The organism is Mesorhizobium sp. P2_A12 (assembly GCF_056405075.1).
Map to the genome: position 1 here is coordinate 62347 of NZ_JBFUCU010000004.1, position 15410 is coordinate 77756.

Consider the following 15410-nt stretch of genomic DNA (forward strand, 5'->3'; position numbering starts at 1 on the left):
CAATTCTTTCCAGGACGGTTCTCCATGGCAACGAAGCATCTTTTCCTGCTCGCCGGTGACGGCATCGGTCCGGAGGCGATGGCCGAAGTCAAGAAGCTGATCGCCGTCATGAACGACAAGCTCAGCAGCGGCTTTGCCACCGAGGACGGTCTGGTCGGCGGCTGCGCCTACGATGCGCATGGTGCGGCGATTTCCGATGCCGACATGGAAAAGGCAATGGCGGCCGACGCAGTGCTGTTCGGCGCCGTCGGCGGGCCGAAATGGGATGCGGTGCCTTACGAGGTGCGCCCCGAAGCCGGCCTGCTGCGGCTGCGCAAGGACATGGAGCTATTCGCCAATCTGCGCCCCGCCATCTGCTATCCGGCACTCGCCGCATCCTCGTCGCTCAAGCAGGAGGTGGTCGAAGGCCTCGACATATTGATCGTGCGCGAGCTGACCGGCGGCGTCTATTTCGGCGAACCCAAGCAGATCATCGATCTCGGCAACGGCCAGAAGCGCGGCATCGACACCCAGGTCTACGACACGTTCGAGATCGAGCGCATTTCGGGCGTCGCTTTCGAGCTGGCGCGCACGCGCAAGAACCACGTCACCTCAATGGAAAAGCGCAACGTCATGAAGTCGGGCGTGCTGTGGAACGAGGTCGTCACCCAGACCCACAAGGCTAGATACGCCGACGTCAAGCTCGACCACATGCTGGCCGATGCCGGCGGCATGCAACTGGTGCGCTGGCCAAAACAATTCGACGTCATCGTCACCGACAATCTGTTCGGCGACATGCTGTCCGACATCGCCGCCATGCTGACGGGTTCGATCGGCATGCTGCCGTCGGCCTCGCTCGGCGCACCGGATGTAAAGACCAAGAAGCGCAAGGCGCTCTATGAGCCGGTGCACGGTTCGGCGCCGGACATTGCCGGCAAGGGCATCGCCAACCCGATAGCCATGATCGCCTCCTTCGCCATGTGCCTGCGCTATTCCTTCGGCATGGTCGACGAAGCCGACCGTGTCGAAGCCGCGATCGCCGCCGTGCTCGACCAGGGCTTGCGCACAAAGGACATCCTGTCGGCGGGCATGACCGAGGTCGGCACCGTAGAGATGGGCGACGCGATTATCGCCAAATTCCTGGGCTGATCGCGTGACGGTCGACGTCCGCTGGGCGACGATCGAGGACGCGACGGCGCTCGCCACCATGCTGTGCGAGATGGCCGTGCACTACCGGCAGCCGCCGCTCGACCACGAGCGGGCCTTGTCTGCGGCGCGAAAATGGCTCGGCGAGGAAAGCCCGGCCTATCCGCATTTCGCGCTGGCCTTCGTCGAGGGCGAGGTGAGCGGCCTGGCGTCGGTGGCGATCGCGCATCCGGGCATAGATCTCGAGCGGTTGCTGTTCCTCAAGGACCTGTTCGTGCGCGACAAGGCTCGCAACGCCGGTGTCGGCCGGGCGCTAATCGGCTTTCTCGCCGGCCATTGCCGGCGCCATGGCATCGGCCGTATCGACCTGACCACCGAGGACTGGAACGAGGGCGCGCTGCGGTTCTACGACCGGCTCGGCGCCGAGCGCCACGGCCAAAAGGTCTTTCTCAGGCTTTCGGGAGAGGCACTTAAGGCGGCTAAATCCTGACGCCCGCTGGCACCTGCCCCCAGGGGTTGTCGCCCACCTGAGACGGCATAAATCCGAAGACCAGCAAGGCAATGCTGCTAATGGGCGGCATGAAGCAGAGCAGAGCAAACCAGCCGCTCAGACCGGCGTCATGCAGGCGCCGCACGACGAGAGCAATCGATGGCAGGATCAATCCCGAAATGAAAACCAGGAGGGGTATGAATCCTATGATCCCTATCGGCGTCCTGTCCGAGTTGATTTCGAAGCCGTTGATCGCCAGGTCAACGAGTATTCCGAAGCCTAAAAGTGCGAATATTCCAAGGGTGTAGAATAGCCAGAAGGCCCAGAATTCCTTGCGACGGGCGCGTCCGTTGAAATTGCCGTAGTCCGCAATCACCGCGCGCCAGAAGTAAGCCCATAGTCCAACCGACGCTACAGGCCGGTTTTCAGCACGACGGCCTGGTTGCCTTGGCCGACCGGTGCTTGGCGACGGCGCGGTTGAGGCGACGGCGACTATGTCGTGCGCCGTACCGTCGTCTGGCTGGAACTCGACGAGAGTGCCCCTGGCGAGGGTCTCCTGCTGACTCAAATCATTGCGGGAAAATATATAGCGCTTGCCGTCGATTCCGTTGATGTAGCCGTAGTCCTGATCCTGGTCGTAGTGGAACACCGTGCCGCGCATGCCCTGCCCCCCGTGCATCACGCAATACTACTCAGAGTTGTCGACAATTGCAATGCGCACGTCACCAGCTAAAACCTGATCCCTGCCGGCACCGGTCCCCACTGGTTTTCCCGGGCCTGTGTCGGAATCAGCGCGAAGACCAGGATGATCAGGCTGCCGATGGTGGGGATGAGGATCACCAGGCTGAGCCAGCCCGACAGGCCGATGTCGTGCAGCCGGCGGACGATAATGCCGAGGCTGGGCAGAAATGTCGCAAGCAGGAAGGTGCCGCACAGGCCAACAGTCACCGCCGCCGATACGTCGCTGTCGAAATGGCCCATATCCGTATCGGTGAACAGGCCGATGCCGCCGATGATCAGCAGGCAAACCGTCCAGAACAGGCAGTAGCCCCAATATTCCTTGCGCCGGGCGCGGCCGGCGAAGTTGAAGTAGTTCCGCGTCACGCCGCGCCAGAAATAGCTCCACAAATCGGTGGGTTCGGCAGGCTCGAAAGAGCGGCCGAAATGCTGGGCCTGGGGTGCACCGGCGGCAGCCGGTTTGCCGGCTTGAGGCTGCGCGGCGCTCATGTTGGCGTCGGCCGCCGGGGCTGCGGTCTGGGTGGCGATCGAAAAGACGTCGCGCGCCTGCCCGCCGCCCGGCTGGAACTCGACGGCCGTGCCCTTGGGCATGGCGGTTACCCGGCGCAGGTTCTCGCGGGTGAAGGTGTAGCGGTTGCCGTCGGCTCCGGTGATGAAGCCGAAGCCCTGCTCCTCGTCATAGTGAAGCACTTCGCCGCGCATATCCTGCCCCCTCTCGCCACGTCCCGGCCAAGATGTGACACAGGGCCGCGCCTATGGGCAAGGCCGCGTTGGGATGCGGCCCGACGTCTTGCGGGCAGGTGAAGCCGCCCCCAGGCCCTACGAGGGCCGTTTCTTCGCCTTCTTGTGTTTCGGCGCGCCGGTGTTTTCGAACTTCGGCTTGCCCGGCTTTTTGGCCCACGGCTTTGCCTCGAAGGCGCCCGCGGGGCGCTGATCGGCCGATGCCGGTGCCCGCTTCTCGAATTTGCGCTTCGGCGCGTTAGGGTCGAAAGGCGCCTTGCCGCGATGCGGTTTCTTGTCGGGGCCTGGCGGCTGATAGCCGGCCCGCGACAGATCGGGCGTGCCGTCCAGCCGCTTCACCACGATGTTGTTCTGCAATTTGCGATCGGGACCGATCGCCGCCAGGAAGCGGTCGGCCCAGTCGGCCGCGATCTGCACGAAGGTCTCTTCCGGCTGCATCTTGATGGCGCCGATCTCGCGCTTGCTGATGCTGCCGGCGCGGCAAAGCATCGGGATCAGCCAGCGCGGCTCGGCATTCTGCCGGCGTCCGATCGACAGCGAGAACCAGACGCTGGCGCCGAAATCGTCGCGGCGGCTGGGCCCTTCATCCCGGCGCGCGAAGTTCTCGCCCGCCGGTCTTTCACGAGACGGCGTGAACGGCGCGATTTCCAGGAGATCCTCCGGCGCCGAGCGGCTTGAACGGCACAGGCGCACGAAGGCCGCCGCCACCTGTTCGGCGCCATGCTTTTCGAGAAGCTCACCGATGAAGCCGCGTTCTTCATCCTTCACAGGCTCGCTGAAGGCGGGGTCGGCAAGGATGCGCTCATCGTCACGGCGCAGCACGTCGTCAGCCGAGGGCGGGCTGGCCCATGTCGCCTTGAGGCCGGCATTCTGCAACAGCCGTTCGGTGCGCTTGCGGGCACTGTTGGGCACGATCAGCGCGCTGACGCCCTTGCGGCCGGCGCGTCCGGTCCGGCCGCTGCGGTGCAGCAGCGTCTCCGGGTTGGTCGGCAGGTCGGCGTGGATCACCAGCTCGAGATTGGGCAGGTCGATGCCGCGCGCCGCGACGTCGGTGGCGATGCAGACCTTGGCGCGGCCGTCGCGCATCGCCTGCAGCGCATGGCTGCGCTCGTTCTGGCTGAGTTCGCCCGAGAGTGCGACGACGGAAAAGTTGCGGTTGTTGAAGCGTGCGGTGAGATGGTTCACGGCGGCGCGCGTGTTGCAGAACACCAGCGCGTTCTTGGCCTCATAAAAACGCAGCACGTTGATGATGGCGTTCTCGCGGTCGGCCTGGGCAACGCTCAGCGCCCGGTATTCGATGTCGAGATGCTGCTTTTCCTCGCCTGCCGCCGAGATGCGCACGGCATCGCGCTGGTAGCCCTGGGCGAGCGTGGCGATGGAGCGCGGCACGGTGGCCGAGAACATCAGCGTGCGGCGCTCGGCTGGTGCGGCGTCGAGGATGAATTCGAGGTCCTCGCGAAAGCCGAGATCGAGCATCTCGTCGGCTTCGTCGAGCACCACGGCCTTGAGCGCCGACATGTCGAGCGAGTGGCGCGTGATGTGGTCGCGCAGGCGGCCGGGCGTGCCGACGACGATGTGGGCGCCGCGTTCCAGGGCGCGCCGCTCGGTGCGCATGTCCATGCCGCCGACACAGGACGCCACCGTCGCGCCAGTCAGCTCGTAGAGCCACTCCAGCTCGCGCGTCACCTGCAAGGCCAGCTCGCGCGTCGGCGCCACCGCCAGCGCCAGCGGCGCCGCGGCCTGGGCAAAGCGCTCCGCGTCGCCCAGCAGGGTCGGCGCCAGGGCGAGACCGAAGGCCACGGTCTTGCCGGAGCCGGTCTGCGCCGACACCAGCGCATCGGCCTGCCCCAGTTCGGGCGCCAGGACCGCCTTCTGCACCGGCGTCAGTTCGGAATAGCCGCGCTTTTCCAGCGCCCTGGCAAGCGCTGGGACAATAGCTTCGAAGTTGGACATCTCACTCTTTCGGAATTCGGGGTCTGCGCTCGTCATCGAGCACGTGCCGGGGCTGACGCAGCGCCAGCCAAACAATCTTGGCTGTTCGTACTTCTTGCCGCCACCATTGTACAGGGCACGTGGGAAAGCGCCCGTCGCTCGGCAATTGACTCTTGACGCAAACCGCGTAAAAGCCGGCACCGAACAGGACAGTTTCGATGCGCGGCCTTTTGATGGCGGTTCTTGCATTCGATTTCCCTGGCCGCAATGCACATCATTGGGCCGGGCGCGTTGTCGCGTCTTCTCGTTCCAGCAAAACCGTGTTCTTGGCCAAAACTGGCAAAACCACCACCAAAACGGTGTGATTCCCTTGGCCTAACCACCCTCTCCCGGGTCCGGCCCGGGGGACGGAACCCGCTTCGGCCGGCGGGTTTTCTCCAAAAACCGAGCGGAGAGGGACAGGAGATCTTTATGAGTTTCAAGGTTGCGATCGTCGGCGCCACGGGCAATGTGGGCCGGGAAATGCTCAACATACTGGAAGAGCGCGGCTTTCCAGTGAGCGAAGTTGTAGCGCTGGCCTCGCGGCGCAGCCAGGGCACCGAAGTGTCGTTCGGCGACCGCACGCTGAAGGTCAGGGCGCTCGACCAGTATGATTTTTCCGACACCGACATCTGCATCATGTCGGCCGGCGGCAACGTCTCCAAGGAATGGTCGCCGAAGATCGGCAAGCAGGGCTGCGTCGTCATCGATAATTCGTCGGCCTTCCGCTATGATCAGGATGTGCCGCTAATCGTCCCGGAAGTAAACCCGGACGCGATCTCGCTGTTCACGCGCAAGAACATCATCGCCAACCCGAACTGCTCGACGGCGCAGCTGGTGGTGGCGCTGAAGCCGCTGCATGATTTCGCCACCATCAAGCGCGTCGTCGTCGCCACCTACCAGTCGGTGTCGGGCGCCGGCAAGGAAGGCATGGACGAGCTGTTCACGCAGACCCGCGCCGTGTTCGTCGCCGACCAGGTCGACGTCAAGAAGTTCACCAAGCGCATCGCCTTCAACGTCATTCCGCATATCGACGTCTTCCTCGACGACGGCTTCACCAAGGAAGAGTGGAAGATGGTCGCCGAGACCAAGAAGATGCTCGACCCCAAGATCAAGCTGACGGCGACCTGCGTGCGCGTGCCGGTGTTCATCGGCCATTCGGAAGCGGTCAACATCGAGTTCGAAAAGCCGATCACCGCAGACGAGGCGCGCGATATCCTGCGCGAGGCGCCGGGCTGCCAGGTCTTGGACAAGCGCGAGGATGGCGGCTACATCACGCCGCTGGAATCGGCCGGCGAGGATGCCACCTTCATCTCGCGCATCCGGGAGGATTCGACCATCGACAACGGCCTGTCGATGTGGATCGTCGCGGACAATCTGCGCAAGGGCGCGGCGCTCAACGCGGTGCAGATCGCCGAGCTGCTGGTCGAGCGCGGCCTGATCCAGCCGAAGAAGAAGGCGGCTTGATTCTCGCTCACGGGCCGCACCGCCGCTGACGCGGCTGGTCCTCCGCGGGGGCGTCGGAAGGCCGGCGGCCCGCGGTCGCGGGCTCGGCCTTTGGCCGGCGCGCTTCTTCCTTCTCCCCTTGTGGGAGAAGGTGGATCGGCGCGTAGCGCCGAGACGGATGAGGGGTGTTCCAGCGGAGTGAGACGTTGGCGTTCCCTTCATGACTAACACTCGGCTCCAACAACGAGGAAGGCCTGCCAGACATCCTCTTTGTCCGCAGGCGCTGATTCAGCCGGCGCTGTCCTTGGCCAGCTGGCGCAGCAAATCCAGTGCCTCGTCCGCCCGGTTGGCGGGGACGAACAGATGGTCGTGGTAGAAAGCCGAGACCGGATTGACGCCCATGCCGGCGGCGGCCAGCCGCGTGGTGATGGCGGCGAGGAAGCCGACGGCTTCCAGCGACGAATGGATGTTGAGCGTTACCATCCGGCAGCGGAAGGAAGCCGTCAGCCCCGCAGCGCTTGCCGCGCCCTCAGGTACGATCAGCGTCACGCCCTCGCGCTCGCGAAAGATCATCACCGGTTCGAGGCCCTCCGGCTGAGCAACGCCAGGCGCCAGCGTGGCGAAGACGTAGGTGCCGGCAAGCAGTTCCGGCGTCATCGATGCCAGCAGGGTCTTCAGATCGGTCTCGCCGGCCATTTTTTCCTCTCTCGACTGATGCGGGGCGCAGGCTACTCAATATCTGCCGCTGAGGGATGCCGATAGTCCGCAGACTGCACGCGCGACATCGCGATGTCGTTGACGGCTGAGCTTGCCGGCCTGTTGCCTCGCACAATAGAGGAGCTGAGGGCCGAAGCCGGTCCGTGAAAAGGTCCTTCGATGATCGTTCGCCCGCGCCCCACCTTCCTGCAGCTGTTCTTCGTCATGCGCGGTTCGGTGGTGCCACGCATCTTGCCGCAGATCCTGGGTTTTGCGCTTTACTCCGCGATCATTCTTGCCGTGGCGCGCCAGTTCCATCTCGATTTCAGCGTCTTCAACATCACGCCTTTCGGGTTGGTCGGCGTGACATTGTCGATCTATCTGTCGTTCCGCAACAATGCCGCCTACGACCGCTGGTGGGAGGCGCGCAAATTGTGGGGCACGCTGGTCTTCGAAATCCGCAATCTGGCGCGCGCCACCACCAGCCTCATCGCCGATCCGGCCGAACAGCGCGCCCTGCTGATGGAGGCGCTCGCCTTCTGTCATTTCCTGCGCGGGCAATTGCGCAAGATCGACAGTATGAAAGACGCCCGTGCCTTCATTGCTGCCGAGGCCGACACGGCCGCGAATTTCGCCAACCCTGCGGACGAGATGGTCAGGCGCATGGGCCGGCGCGCCAACGCGCAGCGCCGGGCAGGCGAAGTCGATCCGATCGGATTCCGCATCCTCGATGAAAGGCTGGCATCGATCACTGCCATTCAGGCGGGCTGCGAACGCATAGCCGGCACGCCCTTGCCCTTCGCCTATACGCTATTGGTGCATCGCACGGCCTACATCGTCTGCCTGCTTCTACCCATCGGCTTGATCTCGACCACCGGCTGGGCAACGCCGCTGTTCACGGCGCTGATCGCCTACACCTTCTTCGGTCTCGACGCGCTCTCGGAAGAACTCGAGGATCCGTTCGGCACCGAGGCCAACGACCTCGCCCTCGACGGTCTGTGCCGCGTCTGCGAAATCTCGGTGTTCGAGGCGCTGGGCGAAACGCCGCCGAAAATGCTGCCGGCCGAGAAGTTTTATTTTTCGTAGGTGCTCGACACAGGGTTCTGTCGGCCGCCGCGATGTGGAAACGCGAACGCTGGCGAAGGATCGCGACAGAACGGCTTTGCCGTCACCGCGCCAAAAAGAATTCGCCCCCTGTCGGATCGAGGCCTCATGCCGCGTCCTTGTTTCGACCCCAGTGAAAAGGGCTCGAAACATCAGGAGGGAACACCATGAGCATTTCCGAAACCGCGCCTGTCTCGGCGGGCGCCCTGTGGACCGGCCGCGCCCTCAGCGGCGTCATCGTGCTGTTCATGATCTTCGACGGTGTCATCAAACTGCCGCCGCTCGACATCGTCACGCAGACGATGGTGCCGCTCGGCTGGCCGGCCGACGTCAATGTCGCACGCATGCTCGGCGTCATCGGCTTGATCTCGACCGCGCTCTACGCCCTGCCGCGCACCTCTGTGCTCGGCGCCATCCTGCTCACCGCCTATATGGGCGGCGCTATCGCCACCAATGCGCGTGTCGACAACCCGCTGTTCTCGCACACGCTGTTCGGCGTCTATCTCGGCGTCATCCTGTGGGGTGGCCTGTACCTGCGCGACCCCCGGGTGCGCGCACTGATCCCGTTCAGCCGATAAGCACCAAGGAGAAAAAAATGTTCAGCACCATCCTCATTATCCTGCTCATCATCATCGCCGCCGTGCTCATCTATGCGGCGACACGGCCGAACGATTTCGTCACCACCCGCACGGCCAGCATCAAGGCCCCGCCGGAAGCGATCTTTCCGCTGATCAACGATTTCAGCCGCTGGCCGACATGGTCGCCCTACGAAAAACTCGACCCTCAGATGAAGCGCACGCTCTCCGGCCCGACAAGCGGCAAGGGCGCGGACTATGCCTGGGAAGGCAATGCCAAGGCCGGCAAGGGGCGCATGGAGATCACGAATTCGGTGCCGTCCTCGCTGGTGTCGCTCAAGCTCGACTTCGAGAAGCCGTTCAGGGCCAACAACAGCGTCGACTTCACCCTGACGCCCGCCGGCGACAACACCGCCGTCACCTGGGCGATGCGTGGCAGCCGGCCCTTCATCGCCAAGCTGATGGGCCTGTTCATGAATTTCGATACGTTGATCGGCAAGGATTTCGAGGCTGGCCTCGCCAATCTGAAACGCCTTGGCGAAAAATAGACCTGGGCGGCAGCGTTCAAACAAAGACGGCGGGCACAGGCCCGCCGTTTTCGTAAATGCGATACGGCAATATTACTCGGCGGTGGCAGCTTCCGCCTCGGCCGGCGCAGCCGCAGCGGCCGCGACAGCGGCGGCAGCGTCTTCCTGCGCCTTCTTCAGCAAGGCAGCGCGTTCCTGCGCCTTCTTGCCCGGCTCGGCCTTCTTCGGGTTGGAGCGAGCATCGCGCTTGGCAATGCCGGCCTCGTCGAGGAAGCGCAGCACGCGGTCGGTCGGCTGGGCGCCGTGCGACAGCCAGTGCTTGACGCGGTCGGCGTCGACCTTGACGCGCTCGCCGTCCTTGGGCAGCAGCGGGTTCCACGAGCCAAGCGACTCGATGAAACGGCCGTCGCGCGGCGAACGGGCGTCGGCGACGACGACATGGTAGTAAGGACGCTTCTTCGAGCCCGCGCGGGCCAGTCGGATCTTCAAGGGCATTTCTTTTCTCCTAAAAAATTCTGATTTCGTTGGGTTTCAGTTGGTTTTGGTCACGCCGTTGGAAGCGGCGATCTGTTCGTGGTGGCGGATCACTTCGCGGACGACGAAGTTGAGGAATTTTTCCGCGAAATCCGGGTCGAGATGCGCATCCTTCGCCAACTGGCGAAGGCGGGCGATCTGCTGCTGCTCCCGTGCCGGGTCGGCCGGCGGCAAGCCATGCGTCGCCTTCAGCACGCCGACCGCCTTGGTGCAGCGGAAGCGCTCGGCCAGCATGTGGATGAGTGCGGCATCGATGTTGTCGATCGAGGCGCGATAGTCGGCCAGGATTGTGCGTGCGTCGGCCATGTCCTTTTCTTCGTTCATCGCGTCCTCACTTTTTCTTGCCAAGGCCGGGCAGGCCGCCGCCGCCCATGCCGGGAAGCCCCGGAAGCTTCATGCCGCCGGGCAGACCGGGCAGGCCGCCGCCGGGAAGACCACCGGGCAGGCCCTTCATGCCTCCGAGCCCGGCCGCCTGCGCCTGCTTCTGCAAGGCCTCGAGCTGCTTGGGATCCATCTTCGACAGGTCGGGCATGCCGCCGCCCATCCCGCCCATGCCCGGCATCATGCCGCCGAGGCCCATCTTGGAGGCAAGGCCGCCCATCATGCCGCGCATCAGGCCGCCGCCTTTGCCCCTGCCGCCCATTGCCTTCATCATGTCGGCCATGCCGCGATGCATCTTCAACAGCTTGTTGATCTCGGCAGCGTCGGTGCCGGAACCGGCGGCGATGCGCTTCTTGCGCGAGTGCTTGAGAATATCGGGGTTGGCGCGCTCGGCCTTGGTCATCGACGAGATGATGGCGAGCTGGCGGCCGAACATCTTGTCGTCGAGACCGGCGGCGGCCATCTGGTCCTTCATCTTGCCCATGCCGGGTATCATGCCCATGATGCCGCCCATGCCGCCCATCTTCGACATCTGCTGAAGCTGGCCGGCAAGGTCGTTCAGGTCGAACTTGCCCGACTGCATCTTCTTGGCCATCGCCGCCGCCTGCTCGGCGTCGATGTTCTCGGCTGCTTTTTCGACAAGCGAGACAATGTCGCCCATGCCGAGGATGCGGTCGGCGATGCGCTTGGGGTGGAATTCCTCCAGCCCGTCCATCTTTTCGCCGGTACCGATCAGCTTGATCGGCTTGCCGGTGACGGCGCGCATGGAAAGGGCAGCGCCACCACGGCCGTCGCCGTCCATGCGGGTCAGCACCAGGCCGGTGATGCCGACGCGCTCGTCGAAGCTCTTGGCGAGGTTGACGGCGTCCTGGCCGGTCAGCGAGTCAGCGACCAGCAGGATTTCGTGCGGGCTCGACACCTTCTTGATGTCGGCCATCTCGACCATCAGCGGCTCATCGATATGGGTCCGGCCTGCGGTGTCGAGAATGACGATGTCATGGCCGCCGAGCTTGGCCGCCTGGACGGCGCGCCGGGCGATGTCGACCGGCGACTGGCCGTCGATGATCGGCAGCGTCGCCACCTTGACCTGCTCGCCGAGCTGGCGCAGCTGCTCCTGCGCGGCGGGACGCCGCGTGTCGAGCGAGGCCATCAGAACCTTCTTGTTCTGGCGCTCGGAAAGGCGCTTGGCGATCTTGGCCGACGTGGTCGTCTTGCCGGAGCCCTGCAGGCCGACCATCATGATGACGACCGGGGCAGGCGCATTGAGGTCGATGGCGACGCCCTCGGCGCCGAGCATCTCGACCAGCTCGTCATGGACGATCTTGACGACCATCTGGCCGGGCTTGATCGACTTGACCACGGCGGCGCCGACGGCCTTCTCGCGCACCTTGTCGGTGAAGGAGCGTACCACTTCCAACGCCACGTCGGCCTCGAGCAGCGCGCGGCGCACCTCGCGCAGCGCGGCCGAGACATCAGCCTCCGACAGCGCGCCGCGGCCCGTCAGGCCGTTCAGGATGGAGCCAAGGCGCTCTTGCAGCGATTCAAACATCTTGCGTCCTTCGATCTCGGTTCATTCGACCCGAGAGGTAATGCGTTCGCGCCGGGTGTCCAAGCAAAAGCCAAAACCAAAAAGCACCCGGGGGCGCTCAGCGCTGCCGGGTGTTGGCCTCCAGGATCGATTTACAGCACTTCACCTCAAAGAGGCTTCGGCGTCCTGGTCGGCTTGCTCGGAGGGATACTCGTCGCGGAATTCGGGGCGTGTAGACAGGAAATCGGCGGCAGAGTCAAGACAAGGGTCGCGCCGGTAGGGTCTCAGTTTAAGATTTGACGCGATTGGACACGGCTCAGCAGCGAATTGACATAGGGCTCCATCTCCAGCCTTCGCGCAGTGGACAAGACGCTTGCCCAGATATCTTGCGGGTCGCAGCCGGATGCAATCATGCCCGGCGCATTATGAAACGCGTCCGCGAGCATACGGGCCTTGTCCAGGTTATCGGTCGCGCGAATTTCGATGAGAACAAGGTGCAAAATCCTCAGGATAGTTTCGCTGGTGACGGGCCTAGGATCAATCAATTGAAGTAGCTTCCTTTTTTGCAAGCGCTCGCGCGTTCCCGGCATCTGTGCGAGGGCGTCTGTCAGCTCGTCTCCGGGAGCTCGGCGGCAATCCTCAGCGGCGAGCGTGGATGCAGCAGCAACGCAACCGTCAGCAGGCTGCAGGCGATGCCGATCAAGGCGATAAGAATTGCATCCGACACCATCCAGCCCGGCCCTTCGAGCGGCTTGGCGCTGAACAAGGCGAAGGAATTGTAACTCTGCTGGTGCGAGATCAGCAGGAAGCCGCTCAGATTGTTGCCGAGATGGGCGCCGAAGGCAGCCCCGAGATTGCCGGTAGCATAGACCACAAGCGTCAAAAGCAGCGCGAAAGCGGCGACCGAGGCCAGTACGCAGGCGTTGATGGCGGCCGAGGCGCTGTTGCTCCAATGCAGCGAGGTGAACAGCAGGGCCGGCAGCAACGCCCAGATGAATGGGCTCTTGAACCGGTTGGCGAGACCGCGCAGCAGATAGCCGCGAAACAGGACTTCTTCCGAAGACGTCTGCAGCAAGGTGAGGGCAACGATCGGGATCAGGAACAGCAGCCAGGACGACAGGCTGATCGGGCCGCGGGCAATGTCGGGCTGCAGAAGATAAAGCAGGATTTCGGACAGAAACGAGGTGATCAGCACGGCAATCAGACCCTTGAGGAAGCCCGACCGCGACACATGACGGTTGTTGCCGATTAGTGCCGACAGCTTCTCGCGGTGCACCCAGCGCATGGCGATCCACAGGCCGATCCAGATGCCGGCAAAAGACGCAAGCGCGGTTAGGATGCCGATCGGCGAGGCGAGGAAGTCCTGCATCGCTCCATCGGCTGACGGAGCCGCAGATGCCTGCCAGGTGAAGAACAGATAGGCGCCGCCGAACAGCACGGCCACTGTCGTTGCGGCCCAGAGCAGGACGACGATCGCCGTTCCCACGAACAGGCGCGGCAAGGTCGTCTTGGCGTTCGGCGAATGCCGGTAACGTTCGAAGGCGGCAGGGTCGATCACGCGAAATCCTTGGGCAAGTGCTTCGGGGGCAAGTGCTTCAGGTCGCATGATCTAGGAGATCGCCGTCTCGCGCGCAATCATGTCCGCTCGGCGCCGACTTCGACGGTTCGCACGCACCGATCCGACGTGGCGACATGCGAGAGGCGACCGCCGCTGCGCTTCGCAGCGGTCACCTCGCTAACATCAACGCACCACGTACATGATGCGGCGTGTCGACGGATCGACCAGCGCCGGCTGGCCGTTCACATAGACATAGCGATAGTTGTAGTCCGGAATTTCGCGCAGCTCGACGGTGTCGGGCAAGGTCGCGCCGGTCACCACCTCGCCATCGAGATAGACGGGGTCGAGTCGATGCGCGCCGACATAGGTTCTAACCTCGGTCGGAGGCGGCGGAAAGGCATCATTGAGCGGATCGCTGGCGATGATCGCTCCGGTGTAGTCGGTCGAGTAGCCGTCCGGCGGCGAGACGATCGCAACGCTGGAACCGTGCGGCCGCTGCGTCAGCACGACCCGGCTGCCGCCGAAATCAGCCGTCACATAATCGGAATAGACCCAGCCCTGGCCGCCGGCTTCGGCGATTGTGCACCATTTGCTGTTTTCGATGCAGCCATTGAGCGTCGCCGACTGGCCGGCGGCGAGCACGCCAATCACCGGATATTGCGGACCGGGGCCAGCGCGCACGTTGAGATCGGTGACGGCGGATACAGCGGTGTCGGCAAACGCGGCGCCCGACATCATCGTCAGCATTCCGGCGACTGCGGGAAACAATACGGATCTCATGGTTTCTCTCCGTTTTCATGGTCCCTCGCCAGCGAAAACGGGGCAGCGGCGCATGCGTTCCCGCTAAAACGCCTGCGCCAGCTCACGATTTGTTCCGGCTTCCTTTGGCAAATCGGTCAGAAGTTCGTGAACGAAGGCCAATTTCCGCGCCGTGACATCTGAAATGACGAAAGGGTAGAGGTCGGGCAGGCCCATGCAGCGGTTGATCGAATTGGAGGCTTCCGACAGCACCAGCCAGCGGGCGAGGATCCTTTCGAAAGGCTCAGGTGCTGCGGCAGGCTCCGATGGCGCCGCCTGCAGTCCACCGCCGGTGTCGCCTTGCGGCAAGTCGTTGGCCTCCACCGTCTCCAGCCGGCCGAGCGGGAAGTTCAGCGCATGGACCATTTCCAGCGTGTCGGTGATGTGCAGATGGTGAGCCCAGGTTTCCGCCCAGTCCTCCCAAGGATGCGAAGTTGCATAGGCCGAGATGTGACTTTGCTGCCAGTCGGGTGGCGCGCCGTTGGCATAATAGGTCTTCAGCGCCTGTTCGTAATCGGCGCGTTCGTCGCCGAACAGCGCGCGAAAAGCCTCCAACCTCTGTGGATCGTCGCGGATCAGGCGGTCCCAGTAGTAGTGGCCGAGTTCGTGGCGGAAATGGCCGAGCAGCGTGCGATAGTTCTCGCCCATCTCGATGCGCCGCCTTTCGCGCTCGGCCGAGTCGGCCTCGGCGACGTTGAGCGTGATCAGGCCATTGTCGTGGCCGGTCAGGATGCGCTCGCCGCCAGGACCGCCGCCGATCGGATCGGCCAGGAAGTCGAAGGCAAGGCCGACCTCGTCGGCAGGGTTCTGCTTGGGCGCGACCGGCAGTCCGAAGGCGAGCAGCGAATAGATGGCGCGCTTCTTCGCCGCCTCGACGCGGATCCATCGGCGGCGATTGCCGTCGACCGACAGATCCGGGATCAGCTGGTTCAGAACGCAGGCGCGGCAAAAAGCCTGCCCCGGCTCGGCCATCCAGTTGCAGGCGCACTCATCGGCGTTGGTGCACTGGAAGATGCCGTCGACACCCGACCGCGCAAAACGTGCATGCTCGGGATCGTAGAGCACGAGGCTCGAGCAGGTCAGGCACTGGGCGTTCTCGAAATAGAGACGGTGGCCGCAATGCGGGCAGTCGAAGAGTTTCATGTTGGTCTCAAACCTTCAGAGCCAGCATATAGGTGCAAGGCGGCCCGTGCCCAAC

At 63.8% G+C, this 15410-nt stretch carries 18 protein-coding genes; 7 read left to right on the forward strand and 11 right to left on the reverse strand.

Annotated features, from left to right (window positions below):
• Positions 1-24 precede the first annotated feature (24 nt).
• The gene (leuB, locus tag AC1DZU_RS10520) at positions 25-1128 is read left to right on the forward strand and encodes a 3-isopropylmalate dehydrogenase (RefSeq protein ID WP_477284331.1); all 1104 of its coding nucleotides are present in this window, start codon (positions 25-27) and stop codon (positions 1126-1128) included.
• A gap of 4 nt (positions 1129-1132) precedes the next feature.
• On the forward strand, positions 1133-1615 hold the full coding sequence (locus AC1DZU_RS10525; protein ID WP_477284333.1) for an N-acetyltransferase family protein: 483 nt from the start codon (positions 1133-1135) through the stop codon (positions 1613-1615).
• Here the strand turns inward: AC1DZU_RS10525 and AC1DZU_RS10530 are convergent.
• The 3 genes from AC1DZU_RS10530 to AC1DZU_RS10540 all read right to left on the reverse strand — a co-directional run bounded on the left by AC1DZU_RS10530 (position 1605) and on the right by AC1DZU_RS10540 (position 5047).
• A complete protein-coding gene (locus AC1DZU_RS10530; RefSeq protein WP_477284335.1) occupies positions 1605-2276 on the reverse strand; it encodes a DUF805 domain-containing protein in 672 nt (223 codons plus the stop codon). The two genes, AC1DZU_RS10525 and AC1DZU_RS10530, sit on opposite strands and share 11 nt — an antisense overlap.
• A 68-nt stretch (positions 2277-2344) precedes the next feature.
• A complete protein-coding gene (locus AC1DZU_RS10535; protein ID WP_477284337.1) occupies positions 2345-3055 on the reverse strand; it encodes a DUF805 domain-containing protein in 711 nt (236 codons plus the stop codon).
• A 117-nt stretch (positions 3056-3172) separates the two neighbouring features.
• Positions 3173-5047 carry a DEAD/DEAH box helicase gene (locus AC1DZU_RS10540; protein ID WP_477284339.1) on the reverse strand — a complete coding sequence of 625 codons (1875 nt, stop codon included), beginning with the start codon at positions 5045-5047 and terminating at the stop codon, positions 3173-3175.
• Between the two features lie 197 nt (positions 5048-5244).
• On the opposite strand from AC1DZU_RS10540, the gene AC1DZU_RS10545 reads away from it, so the two are divergent.
• The gene (locus tag AC1DZU_RS10545) at positions 5245-5391 is read left to right on the forward strand and encodes a hypothetical protein (protein WP_477284341.1); all 147 of its coding nucleotides are present in this window, start codon (positions 5245-5247) and stop codon (positions 5389-5391) included.
• 106 nt (positions 5392-5497) lie between these two features.
• On the forward strand, positions 5498-6532 hold the full coding sequence (locus AC1DZU_RS10550) for an aspartate-semialdehyde dehydrogenase (RefSeq protein ID WP_095083968.1): 1035 nt from the start codon (positions 5498-5500) through the stop codon (positions 6530-6532).
• A 267-nt stretch (positions 6533-6799) separates the two neighbouring features.
• Here AC1DZU_RS10550 and AC1DZU_RS10555 read toward each other — a convergent pair whose 3' ends face one another.
• Positions 6800-7207, reverse strand: a complete 408-nt coding sequence (locus AC1DZU_RS10555) for an ACT domain-containing protein (RefSeq protein ID WP_477284344.1) — start codon at positions 7205-7207, stop codon at positions 6800-6802.
• A gap of 180 nt (positions 7208-7387) precedes the next feature.
• Here AC1DZU_RS10555 and AC1DZU_RS10560 point away from each other — a divergent pair, with 180 nt between their 5' ends.
• From AC1DZU_RS10560 to AC1DZU_RS10570, 3 genes are all read left to right on the forward strand, one after another.
• Positions 7388-8293 carry a bestrophin family protein gene (locus tag AC1DZU_RS10560; RefSeq protein WP_477284346.1) on the forward strand — a complete coding sequence of 302 codons (906 nt, stop codon included), beginning with the start codon at positions 7388-7390 and terminating at the stop codon, positions 8291-8293.
• Positions 8294-8478: 185 nt separating this feature from the next.
• On the forward strand, positions 8479-8889 hold the full coding sequence (locus AC1DZU_RS10565) for a DoxX family protein (RefSeq protein ID WP_477284348.1): 411 nt from the start codon (positions 8479-8481) through the stop codon (positions 8887-8889).
• Between the two features lie 17 nt (positions 8890-8906).
• On the forward strand, positions 8907-9434 hold the full coding sequence (locus tag AC1DZU_RS10570) for an SRPBCC family protein (RefSeq protein WP_477284350.1): 528 nt from the start codon (positions 8907-8909) through the stop codon (positions 9432-9434).
• Positions 9435-9506: 72 nt separating this feature from the next.
• Here the strand turns inward: AC1DZU_RS10570 and rpsP are convergent, their stop codons facing one another.
• The 7 genes from rpsP to AC1DZU_RS10605 form a co-directional block, all read right to left on the reverse strand.
• Entirely contained in the window at positions 9507-9908 is a 402-nt protein-coding gene (gene rpsP, locus AC1DZU_RS10575; protein ID WP_184872646.1) for a 30S ribosomal protein S16, read from the reverse strand.
• Positions 9909-9944: 36 nt separating this feature from the next.
• Positions 9945-10271 carry a chorismate mutase gene (locus AC1DZU_RS10580; RefSeq protein WP_056585656.1) on the reverse strand — a complete coding sequence of 109 codons (327 nt, stop codon included), beginning with the start codon at positions 10269-10271 and terminating at the stop codon, positions 9945-9947.
• 7 nt (positions 10272-10278) lie between these two features.
• On the reverse strand, positions 10279-11877 hold the full coding sequence (gene ffh / locus AC1DZU_RS10585) for a signal recognition particle protein (RefSeq protein WP_477284353.1): 1599 nt from the start codon (positions 11875-11877) through the stop codon (positions 10279-10281).
• Positions 11878-12140: 263 nt separating this feature from the next.
• Positions 12141-12446 (reverse strand): hypothetical protein, encoded by a 306-nt coding sequence (locus AC1DZU_RS10590; RefSeq protein WP_477284355.1) that lies wholly within the window; start codon positions 12444-12446, stop codon positions 12141-12143.
• A gap of 17 nt (positions 12447-12463) precedes the next feature.
• Positions 12464-13462: a lysostaphin resistance A-like protein gene (locus AC1DZU_RS10595; RefSeq protein ID WP_477284357.1), complete on the reverse strand. Its 999-nt coding sequence runs from the start codon at positions 13460-13462 to the stop codon at positions 12464-12466.
• Positions 13463-13597: 135 nt separating this feature from the next.
• A complete protein-coding gene (locus tag AC1DZU_RS10600) occupies positions 13598-14194 on the reverse strand; it encodes a DUF1236 domain-containing protein (protein ID WP_477284359.1) in 597 nt (198 codons plus the stop codon).
• 63 nt (positions 14195-14257) lie between these two features.
• Entirely contained in the window at positions 14258-15355 is a 1098-nt protein-coding gene (locus tag AC1DZU_RS10605; RefSeq protein WP_477284361.1) for a zinc-binding metallopeptidase family protein, read from the reverse strand.
• Between the last annotated feature and the right edge of the window lie 55 nt (positions 15356-15410).

Excerpts from the sequence above, each read along its gene's own strand:
- leuB (WP_477284331.1), top strand. The coding sequence starts at position 25 with ATGGCAACGAAGCATCTTTTCCTGCTCGCCGGTGACGGCATCGGTCCG.
- AC1DZU_RS10530 (WP_477284335.1), bottom strand. The coding sequence starts at position 2,276 with ATGCGCGGCACGGTGTTCCACTACGACCAGGATCAGGACTACGGCTAC.
- AC1DZU_RS10535 (WP_477284337.1), bottom strand. The coding sequence starts at position 3,055 with ATGCGCGGCGAAGTGCTTCACTATGACGAGGAGCAGGGCTTCGGCTTC.
- AC1DZU_RS10540 (WP_477284339.1), bottom strand. The coding sequence starts at position 5,047 with ATGTCCAACTTCGAAGCTATTGTCCCAGCGCTTGCCAGGGCGCTGGAA.
- AC1DZU_RS10545 (WP_477284341.1), top strand. The coding sequence starts at position 5,245 with ATGCGCGGCCTTTTGATGGCGGTTCTTGCATTCGATTTCCCTGGCCGC.
- AC1DZU_RS10550 (WP_095083968.1), top strand. The coding sequence starts at position 5,498 with ATGAGTTTCAAGGTTGCGATCGTCGGCGCCACGGGCAATGTGGGCCGG.
- AC1DZU_RS10555 (WP_477284344.1), bottom strand. The coding sequence starts at position 7,207 with ATGGCCGGCGAGACCGATCTGAAGACCCTGCTGGCATCGATGACGCCG.
- AC1DZU_RS10560 (WP_477284346.1), top strand. The coding sequence starts at position 7,388 with ATGATCGTTCGCCCGCGCCCCACCTTCCTGCAGCTGTTCTTCGTCATG.
- AC1DZU_RS10565 (WP_477284348.1), top strand. The coding sequence starts at position 8,479 with ATGAGCATTTCCGAAACCGCGCCTGTCTCGGCGGGCGCCCTGTGGACC.
- AC1DZU_RS10570 (WP_477284350.1), top strand. The coding sequence starts at position 8,907 with ATGTTCAGCACCATCCTCATTATCCTGCTCATCATCATCGCCGCCGTG.
- rpsP (WP_184872646.1), bottom strand. The coding sequence starts at position 9,908 with ATGCCCTTGAAGATCCGACTGGCCCGCGCGGGCTCGAAGAAGCGTCCT.
- AC1DZU_RS10580 (WP_056585656.1), bottom strand. The coding sequence starts at position 10,271 with ATGAACGAAGAAAAGGACATGGCCGACGCACGCACAATCCTGGCCGAC.
- ffh (WP_477284353.1), bottom strand. The coding sequence starts at position 11,877 with ATGTTTGAATCGCTGCAAGAGCGCCTTGGCTCCATCCTGAACGGCCTG.
- AC1DZU_RS10590 (WP_477284355.1), bottom strand. The coding sequence starts at position 12,446 with ATGCCGGGAACGCGCGAGCGCTTGCAAAAAAGGAAGCTACTTCAATTG.
- AC1DZU_RS10595 (WP_477284357.1), bottom strand. The coding sequence starts at position 13,462 with ATGCGACCTGAAGCACTTGCCCCCGAAGCACTTGCCCAAGGATTTCGC.
- AC1DZU_RS10600 (WP_477284359.1), bottom strand. The coding sequence starts at position 14,194 with ATGAGATCCGTATTGTTTCCCGCAGTCGCCGGAATGCTGACGATGATG.
- AC1DZU_RS10605 (WP_477284361.1), bottom strand. The coding sequence starts at position 15,355 with ATGAAACTCTTCGACTGCCCGCATTGCGGCCACCGTCTCTATTTCGAG.